The following is a 16826-nucleotide window of genomic DNA, read 5'->3' as shown; positions in this document are numbered from 1 at the left end:
TTAGTCGAGGGCTTCGGCTGGGCCAAAAAACTCGTAATAGCATTGCGTATCAGGCACGCCTAGCTTTTTCAACGTGCGGCGCACAAAGGCCATAAATGGGGTGGGCCCTAGGTAATACACGTCAATATCAGTATGAGGTAACAGTGAACCTAATAAGGCTTCATTGAGCATGCCTTCGTGGTGCGCTTTGCCAGAATCATTGTTTTCATAGCATTTGAAAAGAGTGAGTTGAGGGTATTGCTCGGCCAGCTCATACAACCAAGTATAAAAAGGATCCACCTCATGATTTTGGGCAGCATGAACGAACACCACGTCTTGACCGGTACTAAGCGCCTCTTCTAAAAGAGGAACCATTGGCGTGATACCCACCCCGGCAGATAACAACACAATAGGGCGCTGTGGGCGTTGTAAGGTGAACTGCCCAAACGGTGGGAAGACACGTAGCTCATCACCTACTTGAACCGTATCATGCAAATAGTTTGACACCAAGCCACCGGGCTCGCGTTTTACACTAATACGATACGACTCGCCATTGGCTGGGGCTGACAGCGAATAGTTGCGGCGTTGCTCGCCCTCTGGGAAAACAAATCTGAAGCCTAAATATTGCCCTGCCTGATGGTGCAGTACGGGTTGACCGTCTACCGGTTTTAGGTAGAAAGAAGTGATAATGCTGCTTTCTTGTACCTTGTCTGCAACATAAAAAGGCGCTCCCCACGCCAGCCGCCTTGGGCTTGTTCGGTGCGTTGATACAGGTTTTCTTCGGTTTGGCTTAAGAGATTAGCCAAAGACACGTACGCACGTTCCCAGGCGGTAATCACCTCGTCAGTGGCTAAGTCGGGCCCAAGTACTTCTTGAATAGCGCGAATTAAACACGCACCGACAATGGCATATTGGTCTGGCTGAATTTGCAACGACGCGTGTTTGTGCGTGACGATGCTGATCAATTCCTTTAATTGATCGAGCTCATCAATATGCTTGGCGTACATTAACAAGCTGTTAGCTAAAGCGCGTGGTTGACGCCCAGAGGCTTGAGCTGCTTGGTTAAATAAAGGTCGTACTTCGGGGTACTCGCTAAGCATAATGTGATAGAAGTGCTGAGTTAAGGCTTCGCCTTGGCTTTCTAATACAGGAACAGTGGCTTTGATAATATCGCGTTGTGGCTCTGTCAGCATGAGGCTTCCTTAAAGATGAATATAATAGTCATGTTATAACATGACTCTAAAAGTAATGTTATATTTATTGTTATACATTTCTTTATTTGGACGGCCATGCAACTCACTCAGTACACCGATTACTCTATCCGTACGTTGCTTTACGCAGCCGCCCACCCTGACCGCTTGGTGAACATTACCGAAATAGCCAACTATTATTCCATTTCCCGCACCCATTTAGCCAAAGTGGTAGCGGGGTTGACTCAAGCCGGCTACTTACAAGGGATTCGTGGAAAGAATGGAGGGCTGCGCCTTAGTAAAGCGCCTGCATTGATTAACTTAGGCCAGCTCATCGAGGTATTAGAGCCACTAGACATTGTTGAGTGTTTTGGAAAGAACAATACCTGTGCAATCACAGTGAGCTGTCAATTAAAACGCGTTTTGTACGAAGCCAAAGTGGCTTTTATCCAGACATTAAAACGCTATACCCTGGCAGACATTCAACTGCCCACCCCATTACCGGTCGAGGTAGAACACCCACTGGCTTTCTACGCCCACAAAACCCCCTAGGTCCTATGAGGCTTAGCGGTACGACTGGGCCACGTAATACAGACTAAACAAAAGCAGATCAACCCAATACCTACCCAACCAAAAAGCGCTAAGCGCTCGCCCACCAGCAGCACAGCGAGCACAGCGGCTACCACGGGCTCAATGAGACTAATGGTAATGGCCGTACTGGTTTGGACATAGGTCAAGCCATAACCAAAGCATAAATAGCCTAAAAACATGGGAATACATGCCATGTATAGTCCTACGGTTAGGTTTTGCCATGAGTCTAAAAACGCTGCCCCCGTCACCAAGAGCACTGGCATTAAGAGTAGGCCTCCTAGTCCAAAAATCGCGCCCATCGCCGCGCGGCTGGCTACGCCGTGTTGGATCAAACGGCGCGCTGCCCATGAGTACATAGCGTAGGTAAAAGCAGCCACTAATCCTAGGGCAATACCGAGAGCAAGCTGGGCTTGCGAAGGGCTGATAGGCAGCGCAGCACGGTCTGCTACACATAAACAGATAATGCCGGCTAGCCCTAGTGCGGTCGCTATGACCCAGCGTCGTGTTAACTGTGCTTGCTCCATGACCATTTCAATCACAAACGATAAAACAGGGGCAGCGCCAATGGACACCACCGTGCCAATAGTGACACCGGCCAAGCGCATCGAACTATAAAAAGCTAAGGGATAAATCGCAACTCCAAGGGCGCCCACTAAATAATAACGACGCTGGGCCTGTAGCTGAGCGCGATGATGTCGTATAGACCCCAAGGCTAAGACAGCTTGAAGTAAGCCCCCTATGCCCATCGCAGCCGCTCCGATAGCTAACGCATTCACTGTGGGCGCAAACGTAGCAGAGACCCCTGTGGTACCCCATAAAAAAGAGGCAAAAATAATACTGAGAATGCCCAGCGTTTTTGGGGCGAGACCTAACGAGACCATGTGCTGATTAACTCCGAAGCGATGCGTTTAGCGTCATAGAGACAGCGGCTGCGCCCCTCAAGGCCAGCGCGTACTACTGCGCCTTCGAGTAAAAAAGCAAGGTGCTGGGCAAGAAGACCAACGCGCTCTGTTTCGGCAGGAAAACATGCCGTCACGTGTTCATGCAGTAGGGCTTGGATGGCTTCTTTTTGGTGACGGACGGTGTCACGGCCGAGGTGGCTGGTGCTTAATTCTGCTGCCGCATTTAAGGCACCGCAGCCTCTAAAGCCCTTTTCATATCCCCATTCTGCATGGTCAATATAAGCATCAAAGATGGCTAACACGCGCTCGGTAGGAGTCGCTGCATTGATTAAACGGTGCTCATATAAGGCTAACCATTCGGCATGACGCTGTGCTAAATACGCCAGAATTAATGCGTTTTTTGACTCAAAGTTGTTATAGAGGCTTTTTTTAGCTACGCCTGCCTTCTTCACAATGGCATCAATGCCGCTCGCTCCAAGCCCGTCGTTATAGAACAGCTCGGCGGCAGCCTGTAGAAGCTTATGTCGGGCGCTAGAGGGTGGTGGGGATGGATTTGACATAGCATATCTCTTAAAAATAGGTAGCCCAGTCTAACTACTTGGTAGGCAAAACACAAGCTCTGCTTTGCTATGGGTAGCACTACTTCAAAGCCGCTGTGGTTCAGCGTAGGAGCTGTGGTATTAACCCTTATATCAGGCTACCTGATAAATAGGGTATCTTATTTTTTTCTCAGGCTTCCTGATATAAGAGAGATACGCATGTCGAATTATGAAAATCGCTGGGCTACGGTCCATGTAGCAGTGGAAAACAAAATTGGTTGGGTAACACTAAACCGTCCTGAAAAGCGCAACGCCATGAGTCCTACGCTAAACCGAGAAATGGCCGAGGTCTTGGATGAACTTGAGCTAGACGATGAGGTCGGTGTGGTGGTGTTGACGGGCGCGGGCGACGCTTGGACAGCAGGCATGGACCTAAAAGAATATTTCCGTGAAACTGATGGCAAATCTGACGTGTATCAAGAGCGCATTCGCCGGGAGTGTTCACGTTGGCAATGGCATCAATTGCGTTTTTATAACAAGCCAACCATTGCTATGGTGAATGGTTGGTGTTTTGGGGGCGGTTTTTCCCCTCTTGTAGCCTGTGATTTAGCGATCGCTGCCGACGAGGCCGTATTTGGTTTATCTGAGGTGAACTGGGGCATTCCTCCAGGAAACTTGGTAAGCAAAGCCGTTGCCGATACCATGGGCCATCGTAATGCGCTGTACTACATCATGACGGGGGAAACATGGACGGGCAAACAAGCAGAACAAATGGGGCTAGTAAATAAAAGTGTGCCGCTTACACAGTTAAAAGACGAAGTCATACGTTTAGCTCAGTCTTTACTGGAAAAAAATCCCACGGTACTTCGTATTGCAAAGCATGGCTTCAAGCGCTGCCGCGAACTAACTTGGGAACAGGGTGAAGACTACCTCTACGCCAAAACGGACCAATCCAATTACCGTGACCAAGAACAAGGGCGCAAAGAAGGACTCAAGCAGTTTTTGGATGAGAAAAGCATTAAACCCGGCTTACAAGCCTACAAGCGCTCCTAATAAAAACAACGCGCTAGACTAAAAACCAAAGACGAGGATGACAATGAGTACGATCAAACCGCTGGATAGTAAGCGTTACCGGCAGGTGGAGATATTGCAATCAGAGCCTGTGGTACATAAAGAGGAAAATGGGGTGTGGCGCATGCATTTACAGCAAGCGCTAGCACCCTATGATCGACGCATTACCGATGCGCTAGTTCGTGGGGCTACCCAACATCCCGATCGTACTTTTGTGGCTGAGCGGTGTCCCGATACCGATGCATGGATTCGAGTCAGTTATGGCGCCATGTATTCGGCCGTGCAGCATTTAGGCCAAGCTTTGCTTAATTTAGGTCTCAGCGCAGAGCGCCCGCTGGCTATTTTGTCTGGCAATGACATTGCTCATTTGCAATTAGCCTTAGCGGCTCAGCATGTGGGGGTGCCTTATGCGCCAATTTCTACAGCCTACTCGTTACTGGCACGTCGTTATGATCGTCTCGCTCATATTATGCAAATCATTACGCCGGGCGCAGTCTTCGTGTCAGACGCGAATGCCTATAGCAACGCGATTGCAGCCGTTGTTGCCGATGACGTAGCACTCATTTCTGCGCAAGGCAGCTTTCAGCGCACGCGTCGCACCTATGGGTTTGATACGCTGCTGACTACCCCTATTACCCAGGCCGTGGCAGCGCATTATCAGGCAATTCAACCCGATACCATCGCTAAGTTTCTGTTTACTTCGGGGTCGACCAGTGCGCCTAAAGCCGTGACCACCACCCATCAAATGCTGTGTGCCAATCAGCAAATGTTATTACAAACCTTTCCCTGCTTTGGCACAACGCCTCCAATTTTGGTGGATTGGCTGCCTTGGAGCCATACCTTTGGGGGCAGTCATAATGTGGGCATTGTGATGTCGAATGGAGGCACCTTATATTTGGATGATGGCTTACCTACCGAAGCTGGCTTTGCGCGAACCTTACGTAATTTAAAAGACATTTCGCCCACTACCTATTTAACAGTCCCTAAAGGCTGGGATGTATTGGCTGATGCGTTGGAACACGATAAGCAGTTGCGCGAGCGTTTTTATAAAAATATGCAGTTTTTTTATTTTGCGGGTGCGGGGTTGTCTGATGCCGTCTGGGAAAAGCTAGACCGTGTTAGTGCTCAGCATTGCGGGCGGGCCATTCGTATGTTGTCAGGCTTAGGCATGACAGAAACCTCACCTTCTAGTGTGTTTACTACCGGCCCGATGGTGGGCGCTGCGTATATCGGTTTACCAGCGCCAGGATGCAAAATTAAGCTAGTTCCTAACGAAGATAAACTAGAAATACGCATTCAAGGTCCGCATGTGATGCCCGGGTATTGGCGTGACCCCCAAGCCACTGCGGCTGTGTTTGACGAGGAAGGCTACTACTGCACCGGCGACGCCGTAGCATTTTGTGACCCGCAGCAACCCGAGTTAGGGTTACGTTTTGATGGTCGCTTAGCCGAAGACTTCAAGCTCAGCACAGGTACGTTTGTGAGTGTAGGGCCTTTGCGCAGCCGCGCCATTTTATTGGGTGCGCCGTATATTTGGGATGTAGCCGTCTGTGGCTTAAATCAAGATGAAATCGGGTTATTGGTTTTTCTACGCGAACACGAGACACAAAAACTGCTGTCGGCCTCTACCTCTAAATTATCTTTGGCCCAACTGTGTGTGCAGCCCGAGGTTAAAGCGTATTTTCATGACTTTTTACAGCGTTTAAATCAGGGCGTAGCAGGTAGCTCTCGCCGCGTCAGCTTTATTCGCTTAATGGACGAGGCGCCGTCCTTGGATCACCACGAACTCACAGATAAAGGCTCATTCAATCAGCGGGCTATTCTAGCGCGCCGTGCAGAGCTGATTGCACGCCTTTATGCCAAAGACGACGCAGAGCGCATCGAGTGGGTAAGGGCGCCTCTAGGGGAAATGGCATGAATTACGACGTCTTTATGATGTTAAGCGTAGACGCCCTAACTAATGCTGCCATTTATGCCTTGTTAGCGTTAGCGCTGGTTTTGGTTTTTACCGTGACCCGCGTTATTTTCTTACCCCAAGGGGAATTTGTTGCGTTTGGCGCCCTGACCTTAATGGGCCTGCAAGCAGGTCATACCCCTGCTACCGTATGGTTGCTGTGGGGGCTAGCCGTGCTAAGTGCTTGTGCCGACGTGCACACTTGTTGGCGTAACGACGAGATGGATACCTTGTTGAAACGACTGGCCTGGACTTTCAGTGCGCCGGTGTTGGTTTTGGTTGCGCTCTGGCTCTTTCCAGCCGTCGACCAACTGGCTTTAGTCGTGCAGATCCTTCTGTCCTTGCTCATTACTTTTCCCATGGGCATTTATTTGTACCGCGTCGTCTTTCAGCCTGTCGCTAATCAATCCAATCTATTTCTATTAATTTTAGCCATGGCCGTCCATATTGCTTTTCTCAGTTTGGGCTTGTATATGTTTGGCGCGGATGCCAATCGGACGCCTAACTTTACCGATGGCCTGGTGGAAATGCTAGGTACCTTTGTGTCGTACCAAGCCTTATGGATTATCAGTGTCACGATTTTGGTAATGGTACTGCTGTACGTGTTTTTTGAGAAAAGCTTTTATGGCAAAGCCTTACGTGCTACGGCAGTCAACCGTTTAGGGGCTCGGTTGGTTGGCATCCCTACTGAAATGGCTGGCAAGTTGGCGTTTGGGGTGGCTGCCTTTATCGGAGCGCTAGGCGGCATTTTGGCCTCGCCATTGACTTTAATTTACTACGACAGTGGCTTTTTGGCGGGCTTAAAAGGCTTCGTGGCGGCTATTTTTGGTGGCCTAATGAGTTTCCCACTGGCTGTAGTGGGGGCGTTGGTGATCGCATTTTTGGAAACATTCGGGGCTTTTTGGGCCAGTGCCTATAAAGAGGTCATTGTATTCACATTGATTATTCCTATTTTGTTGGTGCGCTCCATCGGAGCAACCCACTCCGACGAGGATTGATAGTATGCGAAGCCTATTAGCGTATGGTTTGGGTTTTATAGCTTTGCTGCTACTTCAAACTGTATTAACAAATTTTCAAATTACGATGCTGAACTACATTGGTTTAGCTGCCCTCGTTGCGGTGGGCTTGGTCCTGTTAACGGGGGTAGGTGCTATGACCTCGTTTGGGCAGGCTGCTTTTGTGGGGTTAGGGGCGTATACAACGGCATATATGACTACCGTATATGGCACCTCACCATGGCTAACGTTGTTAGTGGCTTTAACTTTAGTCAGCACTTTAGCGTTATTTTTAGGTTGGGTAACCATGAGCTTATCTAGCCAATACTTGCCGCTCGGAACCTTGGCGTGGGGGATTAGCATTTACTTTTTATTTGGTAGCAGCGAAAAGCTCGGGGCGCACAGTGGCATAGCGGGTATCCCAAATATTCCTTTTTTTGAATGGGAGATACGGAGTCCTGGCTCTTTTTTAGCCGTCATTTGGGCGGTGTTGCTTGTGGCCATTTGGTGCAGTCAAAATATGTTGCGTTCGCGTGAAGGCCGCGCGATGCGCAGCTTGGCTAATCCAGGGATGAGTGCCGCGATGGGCATTAAAACCTCGTATTACCGCATTGTTCTGTTCCTTATTGCGGCGCAGTTGGCATGCGTGTCAGGCTGGTTGTTTGCGCATATGCAGCGTTTTATAAGCCCTACGCCCTTTTCATTAAATGCGGGCATTGAGTTTTTATTCATGGCCGTATTGGGTGGTATTGGTAGTGTATGGGGCGCAGTGCTTGGGGCAGGGGTCGTGCTGTCGTTAAAGCAGGTGCTACAGGAATGGCTGCCATCTTTAATGGGCAGTACAAGTAATATCGAAGGCGTGGTATTTGCTGTGCTGGTAGTGGTGCTGCTGCATAAGGCACGCTTTGGGTTATGGAGTTTTGTCGCCCGCTTTTTACCCAAACGCTGGGTAGAAAAACCTATTGTGGTGCATGCCGAGGCGCCAGCATTAGCCACACGTACGTTGCCCCCCGCTGGTTCTGAACTATTACGCGTAAAAAATGTGACCAAACGCTTTGGTGGTCTGGTAGCAAATAACCAAATGAGTCTTACGCTAAAGGCGGGTCAAATTACCGCTCTGATTGGGCCTAACGGAGCCGGTAAAAGTACACTGTTCAACTGCATTTCTGGGGTATCGTCCGCCACAGAAGGGCAAATTGAATTCTTAGGTCAACCTATTCAGCAAAAAAGTGCCAGAGAAATTGCTGCCCTAGGGTTAAGTCGCACTTTTCAGCACGTACGCTTAAATCTGGACATGACCGTGCTTGAAAACGTGGCTTTGGGTGCGCATTTGCGAGGCCATAAAAACTTTGTGCAGTCCGCGTGGCGTTTAGATCGGGCCGAAGAACAACAAATACTCGCCGAGGCACAACGTCAAATTGAACGCTGCGGTTTGACGCCCTATCAATCTATGCGAGCGGGTGATGTGGCGTTAGGGCAGCAACGCATTATTGAAATTGCGCGGGCGCTGTGTGCAGACCCTATTTTGCTCATGCTCGACGAGCCCGCTGCTGGGTTGCGCCACAACGAAAAACAGCAGTTGGCCGAGCTCTTAACCCAGCTACGCGCCGATGGCGTCGCCGTCTTACTTGTCGAGCACGATATGGATTTTTTAATGAGTATTGCCGACCAAGTTGTGGTCATGGAGTTTGGGCAATGGCTTGCTGCTGGCACGCCAGCTGAAATCCAAGCCAATCCTAAAGTCCTAGAGGCTTATTTAGGAGCCGAACTATGAGTAGCAATACCTTGTTAGTGGTGGATAAACTCTCCGTTTCCTACGGCTCTGTCGAGGCATTACATGAAGTGAGCTTGCGATTGGGTGCCGGGCAAATTGTCAGCGTGATTGGTTCAAACGGGGCAGGTAAATCCACCTTATTGGCAACGTTGATGGGGTTACTGCCTTATCAAGGGCTTATTCAAAGCGCATTGGTACCCAGTAAACGAAAATGGCGCGTAGAGACCTTAGTTGCGCATGGCGTGGTGTTAGTGCCAGAAACGCGCGAGCTGTTTGGACAGATGAAGGTAGAGGATAACTTGGTATTGGGCGCCTACAGTCGCTACACCCAAGGTCATCGTGACCAAGCGCACTCTTTGCAAGAGGTGTATGACTGGTTTCCACGCTTGTATGAGCGTCGGCACCAATACGCCAATACGTTATCTGGGGGTGAACGTCAGATGTTAGCGATTGGGCGTGCCTTAATGGCTAAGCCCAGCGTATTAATGTTAGATGAGCCCAGTTTAGGTTTGGCCCCCCTTATCGTCGTGGAAATTCTAGAGATTGTGCAAAAACTACGCGATTCGGGGGTGTCCATCTTATTGGTAGAGCAAAATGCTCGAGCGGCATTACGGATTTCCGATTATGGCTACGTGTTGGAAACCGGACGAGTGGTCCTAGAGGGGGAGGCACAAGGTCTTTTGCACAACCCCCAAGTAGTCAGTAGCTACTTAGGCCTTAAAACCTAAGAGCCCAATCATAAAAAAGATCCACAAGGAGACAAGGATGAAAGCAAAACACCTACTCATTACCTTAGGTTTAACCGGGCTGTTAAGCCTTAGCCTCAGTGCTGCGGCTGAGCTAGTTGTGGGCGTTAGTGTGTCAGCGACTGGGCCTGCGGCAGCGTTGGGTGCGCCGCAACGCAATGCGGCTAGCATCATGCCAACTACCATTGCTGGTGAGCCTGTGAAAGTGATTATTTTAGATGATGGTTCTGACCCGAACGTAGCATCCCGTAATGCACGGAATTTAGTGGAAAGTCAGGCCGATGTCATTTTAGGGGGCAGTACCGTTTCAAATGCATTGGCCATCACCGAAATAGCTGTCGAGGCCAAAACGCCTTTAATTGGCATGTCACCCGCTAAAGTGGCCGATGCCACCAAGGCTCAATGGGTTTTCCCAGTGGCTCAGGACAACACCTTAATGGCTGCCGCACTGATTGAGCACATGGTAGCAAAAGGGGTAAAGCGATTGGGGATAATTGGTTTTGCCGATCCGTATGGTGACGACTGGCTTAAAGCAGTTCAAGACAGTGCACAACAACACGACATTGCGCTGACCACTATTGAAAAATACAACCGTAGCGATACCTCAGTGAACTCTCAAGTAGTGAAGTTGATTGCTTCACGGCCTGATGCGGTGTTGATTCTGGCCTCGGGCACCCCGGCCGCCTTGCCGCATATTGCGCTCAGCGAACGTGGCTTTACAGGTCAAATTTACCAAACTCACGGTGCTGCTGGGGCAGAGTTCTTGAAAGCAGGCGGTAAAGCGGTAGAAGGCGGGGTATTTGTGATCGGCCCCCTATTAATTAACGATTTGCTGCCCGAGGAAGCTGCTACCAAAGCCACTGCTACCGCTTTTATTCAGAGCTATAGCGATGCGTTTGGACCCACGAGTATTTCTACCTTTGCAGGTCATGTTTATGATGCATGGGCATTGTTAGAGCAGGCCGTTCCACAAGCCAAAGCGGCAGGCGAGCCAGGCACCGAGGCCTTCAGAGTGGCTCTGCGTGATGCGTTAGAAAAAACCACCGAAGTGAAGGGCGTGCATGGTGTTTACAATATGAGCGCTACAGACCATTTTGGCCACGACGAACGCGCTCGCTATGTGGTCCAAGTTAAAAACGGCACCTTTGAACTCGTAGAATAAGGAGGAATACCTAATGCCTGCCTACCAAGCACCTCTGCATGACATGCGTTTTATGGCGCATTACCTTAAGCACTATGCCGACAAACAGTGTCCGCCTTTAGCTGACGTGTTTGATTTAGATTTGTTTCACGCCATTGTGGTCGAAGCGGATCGGTTTGCCCAAGGAATGATGCAACCTAGTAACCGCATTGCTGATGAGTTTGGGGCCCAGTTACACGAAGGCACTGTACACACAACGCCCGAGTGGCACCCACTTTATACACAGTTTATAGAGAGTGGATGGATTGGTTTGGCTTTACCAGAAGCGCAAGGTGGGCAGGGTTTACCGCGTAGTTTTGCACGTGCTGTATGGGAAATGTGGTACAGCACGAACTTGGCTTTTTCTATGTTGCCCCAGTTAAACGTGGCTCAAGCAGAAGCGTTAATTGCAACGGCTGACCCCCGTTGGCACCAACCGTGGTTAGAAAAAATCGTCTCAGGCCAATGGGCAGCGACGATGGATTTAACCGAGCCTCAAGCGGGTTCAGATTTAGCTGCCACCACGATGCGTGCTGAGCCTCAAACAGATGGCTCCTATCGCTTATTTGGGCAAAAAATTTATATCTCTTTTGGTGAGCACGAATTAGCAGAAAATATTGTGCATTTGGTGCTGGCGCGTTTACCTGATGCGCCTGCTGGTCATCACGGTTTATCGTTGTTTTTAGCCCCTAAATATTTGGTTGACGAGCAAGGACAACTCGGTGCAAAAAATGATATTGCGTGTGTATCCATCGAGGATAAACTCGGGATCCGTGGTAGCCCTACTTGTACGCTGATCTATGGTGATAATCAGGGGGCGACGGCGTATCTAGTCGGAGCGCCTAACCAAGGCCTAGCACAGATGTTTGTGATGATGAATGAGGCGCGTCAAGCGGTGGCTTTGCAAGCCGTAGGCGTATCAGAAAAAGCCTATCAACTGGCACGGCAATTCGCGCGTGAGCGAGTGCAAGGGGCGGTGGTAGGCCAAGACCCGGCCACCGTACAGCCCATTATGCATCACCCCGATGTCAAACGTATGTTGTTAGAGTTACGCTCGACCACGTTTGCCATGCGAGCGTTATGTTATAGCTTGGGCGCTTATGTAGATCAACTTGAACACACAACGGACGCCAAACAAAAAAAACAGCTAGAACAGTTGGTCGATGTGCTTTTACCTGTTGCTAAAGGTTGGTGTACCGAAAAGGCCTCTTATAATAGTGCCTTAGCCGTGCAAGTATTCGGAGGGATGGGATACGTAGAAGAAACCGGTATTGCCCAAGTCATGCGCGATGCCCGTATTTTGCCAATTTTTGAAGGCACAACGGGTATTCAAGCAAAAGACCTTTTAGGGCGTAAATTACTTCGAGACAAAGGACAAAGTCTGGCGGTTTTATTGCAGCATATCGAGCGCAGCATTGCCCCGTTAACCCAATACCCATCTTTAGCAGCAACAGCAGATCTTCTACAACGTGCTGTAGACGCTGGCCGCGCCAGTGTCGAGTCGCTACTTACTTCCTCACGCAGTTTGTACAGTTTATTTGCGGTCTCTGTACCGCTGTTAGAGCTGCTGGGGGTGTTAAGCGCGGCGTGGCAATTAGCCCAACTCGCTGTGTTTGCGAATCAGGCAAGTGCCCAAGCCGCCGAAGGACAGGAATACTGTGTAGGGGTACAACAGTTATGGCTGTATTACGCAACCCATCAACTACCTACTGTTCATGCACTGGCACAGGTTGTTCAATCAGGAGGAACTGCCATTGAGCAAGCCGATTTTGATTGGGCATTAATTTAATTCTCTTAACGATGGGTTCTCTCGAGCTCATCAGGAACAGTATGAGTACATTGAGTACACCGACGCCTAGCCAGGTGCAACGCGAGACCAAACCTGTTGGAATTGCCTATTTAATTGGCCGAGTCGACCATGTGTTCAAACGCATCATGCGTGAACAACTAAAAGATTTGGGGCTAACCGTAAGCCAGTATACCGCATTGTCTTTTTTGGCTGATCACCAGTCCATGAGCAACGCCCGTCTAGCTGAGTTAGCCATGATTTCCCCTCAAAGCGCCCATGAAATGGTGCTCTCTATGGAAATAAAAGGCTGGATCACACGCGAACCTGATACCGCAGATAACCGTGTCGTCCAAATAGCCTTAAGCCATGCCGGACGCCAGTTACTGGCTAAAGGCGATACACGTGTCCAAGCCATCGAAGCCACTATGCTTGAGGGGCTTAACGGTGACCACCTCAGTGTCTTGAGGCAGACGTTGCGTTTATTTCTTGAAAACGTGAAAGTAAACAAAGAATGAACAAGAAACGTCTTTTAAGCGACCTGAGTGGTCGCTTTTTTTAACTTTCCTTTTGAGACAGGGTAGCTTTTAGACGTTGAATACTATTATTTAAATGAATTTGCATAGCACTACTTGCCAATACAGGATCTTGCGATTGAATTGCCTGATAAATATTTAAATGTTCATCATGTACACGGTTAAGATAATCTTTCATCATTTTTGGATTATTGTTTTGGATTTTAATCCTCGTTCTAGGTATTACAGCCTGACCTAGGTACGACATAAATTTTGTGAAGTATTTGTTTTTAGTTGCCTGTGCAATAGCCAGATGAAACTCGAAATCACTATCGGCGGTATTTTCTTTTTTTGAGAGGGCAAACTGAAAATTTTCTAGAGCTTTCTTCATTACCTCGAGATCTAGGTCTGTTCGACGTAGAGCCGCCATACTAGCAGCTGCTGACTCAAGGCTCTGACGCAACTCTAAAACATCAATAATGTCGTGGAGTGTTTCCAGTGATTCGGGCGCTATTCTAAAATTTAAACTTGTGGGCGTGTCGAGTACAAATGAGCCTATTCCATGACGTGTTTCAATTAAACCATGGGCTTGTAAATGGGAAATGGCTTCTCTCACCACCGTGCGGCTAACTTGCATTTGTTCTATTAGTTCGGATTCGGTAGGAAGTCTGTCTCCACGCTTTAACTTTCCTGATTGGATCATTTCAGTCAGCTCTTGAGCAACTTCTTGAGTTAGGCTTTGTGTTCGACGACGAACGTTTCTCTTTTCATTAATCATTGTATTTTTGGGTCATGGCAATATATAAAGTATTTTTAAGTAACTCACATTTTAATTAATTTTTCTTTTACTTATCGAATTAAGATAGGCTAGACTTACTATTCCGACTAAAACTATGGCCCCGCCAAAGAGTTGATTTAGACTGAATACCTGATCTAAAAATAGCCAAGCAAGAAATAAAGAGGTAACAGGCTCTATATTCATGGCAGGAGAGTTAATCGCCATGTTGAGCTTTGGCGCAAATACAAAAAGTCCGATAAAAGATAAGGTATAGAGTACACCGACTAAAGTTAAAGCTAGCCAGCCTTTTTGGGTATATGGAAGCTGAACGCTATTTTCTAAGACACCACTAAAAGCCAGCACAATAATAATAAGCAAAACAATAGCTATAGTATAAAGACTTCGCACAGGCCCAGATAACAGACCAAGTTTGTGCTCAGTAATCCACAATGCGAGGCTAAAACAACATGCTGCGCCGAAAGCAAAGCTTAAACCCGTATACCAGTTTTGATCTAATACGGTGGTTTGTTGAAACCATGATGGTAAATCAAGCACCCAGATGAGCCCAAAAAAAATGATGCCCATAATAATTAAAGATTGACGTGTGGGTTTTACGCCACCTAAAGCCCATGTTAAAAGAGCCAGAAGAATAGGGAAAGAATTTGCTACTAATAACGCAATAGCTACTGGTATACGAGCGACCGCAGAGAAAATGCACAAGCTTTGCAAACAGATGAGAACCCCTAAGCTAAGCTGCCATTTAGCGAATTTTTTCGGTAAGGACAGTGGTTGTTTAGTCCAGACTAGGTACCAAAGCAAAGTTATAAAACTTAGGCCAGCCCTAAAAAGTATAGCAGTTAGTAGTCCAGTTCCAGCATCAAAAGCAATACGCGCAGAAACATGGTTTGCTGCAAAACCGCTGCCTAAACAGAGAATAATCGCAATAGCAATATGACGAGGTAGAGGAGATGGCGAAGTCATGTCAGTTGAATTTGCTCCAGTATAGACCTTGTACTCCAGGGCATAACTCATATAAGGCAGCTGTATTTTGATCTGTACCTTTGTGAGTAATGTATAAAGTATTTAAATGCTCTCCCCCAAAGCAAGCTTTGGTAGGGTTTAGAGTAGGTAAATAAATAGATCGCTCTAATTGACCTGATGGTAAAAAGCGATGAATAACTCCAGCCTCTATTCCACAGATCCAGTAACCACCTAAAGCATCAATAGCTGCGCCATCGGGCCGTCCTTGCCCTGGTTTGAGCGTAGCAAAAACACGCTTATTTTTAAGGCGGCCTTGAGTGAGATCGTAATCAAAAGTATATATTTCGCATTTACTTGGATGAGAGTCTGAGAGATAAAGGCGATTTTGCTCTGGGTTAAGAGCTAGACCATTTCCTATGCGCAGATATGGAACATGAAGGGTCAAGTGCTGGGGTTTTTGAGGGTCCCAGCAATATAATCCGCCTAAAGTTGGCTTGTCCTCAACTTGTGGCTGTGTCAAGGAAATAGCAGTTACCCAAATTCGGCCTCTAGCGTCCATAATGGCGTCGTTAAGCCTCATCCCAGATGTTGGTGCGGAGAAGGCAGCAATAGTTTCTACAGAAAGAGTATGTTTCCCCCAATCTAATTGGGCTGTTGCGATACTATTTTCTGTGCAAAGCCAAACCTTATTTGATTCCTTCCGATCTTCAAATACAGCAGTAAGTTTTATCTCAGACTGCCAAAAGTGGTGCTCTTTAGTAACAGGGTGGTAGCTATGTAAATAGCCTAATTCAATATCAACCCAGTACAGCTGCCCTGAGAGTGAGGCCCAAAAGGGGCTTTCTCCTAAAATATTTTTATTTTTTACTGTAACTTTTGCCTCAATTGATTGAGGGTAGGGAAGAGGATAGGGGCCTAAAGAAGTGAAATTCCCTCCTTGATATTTTCGCTGAGGGTGCTCTACAGCCAGAGAAGGTTGTTGCTCTATTAAGGAGCTAAAAGTGGAGCTGCTATCTTGAGGCCTAAAAGGAATGCTCTCGGTATGAGCTGAGGACCACCATGTTTCGGGGTTATCGGACACACCATAAATAATTTGATGTTGAATATGCGGAGTGATTAAACCCAACTTAATTAGCTGTGCTAAATCATCATAGCTACACCATGTAGAGAGCATGCGGCGATCTTTAGGCTCTGGAAATGAAGACCCAATACGAATACTTAATGTCTCAATTCCATAGCGATCATAATAAAAAGAGGCTAAGTCTTCCGTGAAGGATTTAGATATACCGTAATAACTATCGGGGCGCTTAGGAGATCTGATGGTTATTCGCTCCCCTTGCTTATAAAAACCAGTGACATGGTTTGAACTAGCAAAAATAACGCGTTGGATATTATGTTGTCTCGCGGCTTCGTAAATATTATATGAGCCCACGATATTTGCCTGAAGGATGTCTTCAAATGGAGCGTCTAAAGAAATGCCTCCTAAATGGATGATTGCATCAACCCCCTCGCAAATTGAGTAAACGTCATCAGCTTGGCTGAGATCAGCAAACCTAAATTCTTCATTTAAGGCAAGAGAACGAATGGGCATAATATCGCTAAGCCGAAGGCAGTGACATAAAGCGGCTAGCCTAGTGCGTAGAGCTTGACCTAATCCACCAGCTGCACCTGTAAGCAATAAAGTGTTTACAGGAGGCTTTCCTACAGAAGCTATCTCATTAGTCATCATATGACATATACCTATTTAGAACATCTTTAACCAGTAAAGCGGGATTATTTGAGTTTACACTGTTGATAATAGGCTTCTTTTAGTGATTACCCTAGGTGCGTTTAAAATTCTATGTT

At 47.7% G+C, this 16826-nt stretch carries 14 protein-coding genes and 1 pseudogene; 9 read left to right on the top strand and 6 right to left on the bottom strand.

Going from position 1 to position 16826, the window contains the following annotated elements:
• Positions 1–1172: pseudogene (gene hmpA, locus GGR41_RS06955) on the bottom strand (NO-inducible flavohemoprotein).
• 96 nt (positions 1173–1268) lie between these two features.
• Between hmpA and GGR41_RS06950 the strand changes: the two are divergent.
• Positions 1269–1721, top strand: coding sequence for an Rrf2 family transcriptional regulator (locus GGR41_RS06950; protein WP_167661208.1), 453 nt, complete (start codon positions 1269–1271; stop codon positions 1719–1721).
• Here GGR41_RS06950 and GGR41_RS06945 read toward each other — a convergent pair.
• Together GGR41_RS06945 and GGR41_RS06940 are read right to left on the bottom strand one after the other, a co-directional pair.
• Positions 1718–2641: a DMT family transporter gene (locus GGR41_RS06945; protein WP_167661207.1), complete on the bottom strand. Its 924-nt coding sequence runs from the start codon at positions 2639–2641 to the stop codon at positions 1718–1720. The two genes, GGR41_RS06950 and GGR41_RS06945, sit on opposite strands and share 4 nt — an antisense overlap.
• Positions 2629–3222, bottom strand: coding sequence for a TetR/AcrR family transcriptional regulator (locus tag GGR41_RS06940; RefSeq protein WP_167661206.1), 594 nt, complete (start codon positions 3220–3222; stop codon positions 2629–2631). Before GGR41_RS06940 ends, GGR41_RS06945 begins: the two co-directional genes overlap by 13 nt.
• A 198-nt stretch (positions 3223–3420) precedes the next feature.
• Between GGR41_RS06940 and GGR41_RS06935 the strand changes: the two genes are divergently transcribed.
• The 8 genes from GGR41_RS06935 to GGR41_RS06900 are packed head-to-tail and all read left to right on the top strand — an operon-like array spanning position 3421 to position 13225.
• The gene (locus tag GGR41_RS06935) at positions 3421–4254 is read left to right on the top strand and encodes a p-hydroxycinnamoyl CoA hydratase/lyase (RefSeq protein ID WP_167661205.1); all 834 of its coding nucleotides are present in this window, start codon (positions 3421–3423) and stop codon (positions 4252–4254) included.
• 43 nt (positions 4255–4297) lie between these two features.
• Positions 4298–6190, top strand: coding sequence for a feruloyl-CoA synthase (locus tag GGR41_RS06930; protein WP_167661204.1), 1893 nt, complete (start codon positions 4298–4300; stop codon positions 6188–6190).
• Positions 6187–7224: a branched-chain amino acid ABC transporter permease gene (locus GGR41_RS06925; protein WP_167661203.1), complete on the top strand. Its 1038-nt coding sequence runs from the start codon at positions 6187–6189 to the stop codon at positions 7222–7224. Before GGR41_RS06930 ends, GGR41_RS06925 begins: the two co-directional genes overlap by 4 nt.
• A gap of 4 nt (positions 7225–7228) precedes the next feature.
• Positions 7229–8995, top strand: coding sequence for a branched-chain amino acid ABC transporter ATP-binding protein/permease (locus GGR41_RS06920; RefSeq protein WP_167661202.1), 1767 nt, complete (start codon positions 7229–7231; stop codon positions 8993–8995).
• Positions 8992–9723, top strand: coding sequence for an ABC transporter ATP-binding protein (locus GGR41_RS06915; RefSeq protein ID WP_167661201.1), 732 nt, complete (start codon positions 8992–8994; stop codon positions 9721–9723). The genes GGR41_RS06920 and GGR41_RS06915 overlap by 4 nt, the downstream gene beginning before the upstream one ends.
• A 37-nt stretch (positions 9724–9760) precedes the next feature.
• The gene (locus tag GGR41_RS06910; protein ID WP_167661200.1) at positions 9761–10903 is read left to right on the top strand and encodes an ABC transporter substrate-binding protein; all 1143 of its coding nucleotides are present in this window, start codon (positions 9761–9763) and stop codon (positions 10901–10903) included.
• A 13-nt stretch (positions 10904–10916) separates the two neighbouring features.
• On the top strand, positions 10917–12710 hold the full coding sequence (locus tag GGR41_RS06905) for an acyl-CoA dehydrogenase family protein (protein ID WP_167661199.1): 1794 nt from the start codon (positions 10917–10919) through the stop codon (positions 12708–12710).
• Positions 12711–12751: 41 nt separating this feature from the next.
• Positions 12752–13225, top strand: coding sequence for a MarR family winged helix-turn-helix transcriptional regulator (locus GGR41_RS06900; RefSeq protein ID WP_077734271.1), 474 nt, complete (start codon positions 12752–12754; stop codon positions 13223–13225).
• Positions 13226–13265: 40 nt separating this feature from the next.
• Here the strand turns inward: GGR41_RS06900 and GGR41_RS06895 are convergent, their stop codons facing one another.
• From GGR41_RS06895 to GGR41_RS13255, 3 genes are read right to left on the bottom strand one after another with little or no spacing between them, the layout of a single operon-like run.
• Positions 13266–14000 (bottom strand): FadR/GntR family transcriptional regulator, encoded by a 735-nt coding sequence (locus GGR41_RS06895; protein WP_167661198.1) that lies wholly within the window; start codon positions 13998–14000, stop codon positions 13266–13268.
• 51 nt (positions 14001–14051) lie between these two features.
• Entirely contained in the window at positions 14052–15032 is a 981-nt protein-coding gene (locus GGR41_RS06890) for an EamA family transporter (RefSeq protein WP_229711032.1), read from the bottom strand.
• Positions 14983–16707, bottom strand: a complete 1725-nt coding sequence (locus tag GGR41_RS13255) for an SMP-30/gluconolactonase/LRE family protein (protein ID WP_338112426.1) — start codon at positions 16705–16707, stop codon at positions 14983–14985. The genes GGR41_RS06890 and GGR41_RS13255 overlap by 50 nt, the downstream gene beginning before the upstream one ends.
• Positions 16708–16826: the final 119 nt, after the last annotated feature.

The sequence above is a fragment of the Paenalcaligenes hominis genome, from assembly GCF_011927625.1.
Classification (GTDB): Bacteria; Pseudomonadota; Gammaproteobacteria; order Burkholderiales; family Burkholderiaceae_B; genus Paenalcaligenes; species Paenalcaligenes hominis.
The sequence above is the reverse complement of the archived record's forward strand: the minus strand, read 5'-3'. Positions and strand labels throughout refer to the sequence as shown.

Excerpts from the sequence above, each read along its gene's own strand:
- GGR41_RS06900 (WP_077734271.1), top strand. The coding sequence starts at position 12,752 with ATGAGTACATTGAGTACACCGACGCCTAGCCAGGTGCAACGCGAGACC.
- GGR41_RS06890 (WP_229711032.1), bottom strand. The coding sequence starts at position 15,032 with ATGAGTTATGCCCTGGAGTACAAGGTCTATACTGGAGCAAATTCAACT.
- GGR41_RS13255 (WP_338112426.1), bottom strand. The coding sequence starts at position 16,707 with ATGACTAATGAGATAGCTTCTGTAGGAAAGCCTCCTGTAAACACTTTA.
- GGR41_RS06915 (WP_167661201.1), top strand. The coding sequence starts at position 8,992 with ATGAGTAGCAATACCTTGTTAGTGGTGGATAAACTCTCCGTTTCCTAC.
- GGR41_RS06920 (WP_167661202.1), top strand. The coding sequence starts at position 7,229 with ATGCGAAGCCTATTAGCGTATGGTTTGGGTTTTATAGCTTTGCTGCTA.
- GGR41_RS06945 (WP_167661207.1), bottom strand. The coding sequence starts at position 2,641 with ATGGTCTCGTTAGGTCTCGCCCCAAAAACGCTGGGCATTCTCAGTATT.
- GGR41_RS06910 (WP_167661200.1), top strand. The coding sequence starts at position 9,761 with ATGAAAGCAAAACACCTACTCATTACCTTAGGTTTAACCGGGCTGTTA.
- GGR41_RS06950 (WP_167661208.1), top strand. The coding sequence starts at position 1,269 with ATGCAACTCACTCAGTACACCGATTACTCTATCCGTACGTTGCTTTAC.
- GGR41_RS06905 (WP_167661199.1), top strand. The coding sequence starts at position 10,917 with ATGCCTGCCTACCAAGCACCTCTGCATGACATGCGTTTTATGGCGCAT.
- GGR41_RS06935 (WP_167661205.1), top strand. The coding sequence starts at position 3,421 with ATGTCGAATTATGAAAATCGCTGGGCTACGGTCCATGTAGCAGTGGAA.
- GGR41_RS06925 (WP_167661203.1), top strand. The coding sequence starts at position 6,187 with ATGAATTACGACGTCTTTATGATGTTAAGCGTAGACGCCCTAACTAAT.
- GGR41_RS06895 (WP_167661198.1), bottom strand. The coding sequence starts at position 14,000 with ATGATTAATGAAAAGAGAAACGTTCGTCGTCGAACACAAAGCCTAACT.
- GGR41_RS06930 (WP_167661204.1), top strand. The coding sequence starts at position 4,298 with ATGAGTACGATCAAACCGCTGGATAGTAAGCGTTACCGGCAGGTGGAG.
- GGR41_RS06940 (WP_167661206.1), bottom strand. The coding sequence starts at position 3,222 with ATGTCAAATCCATCCCCACCACCCTCTAGCGCCCGACATAAGCTTCTA.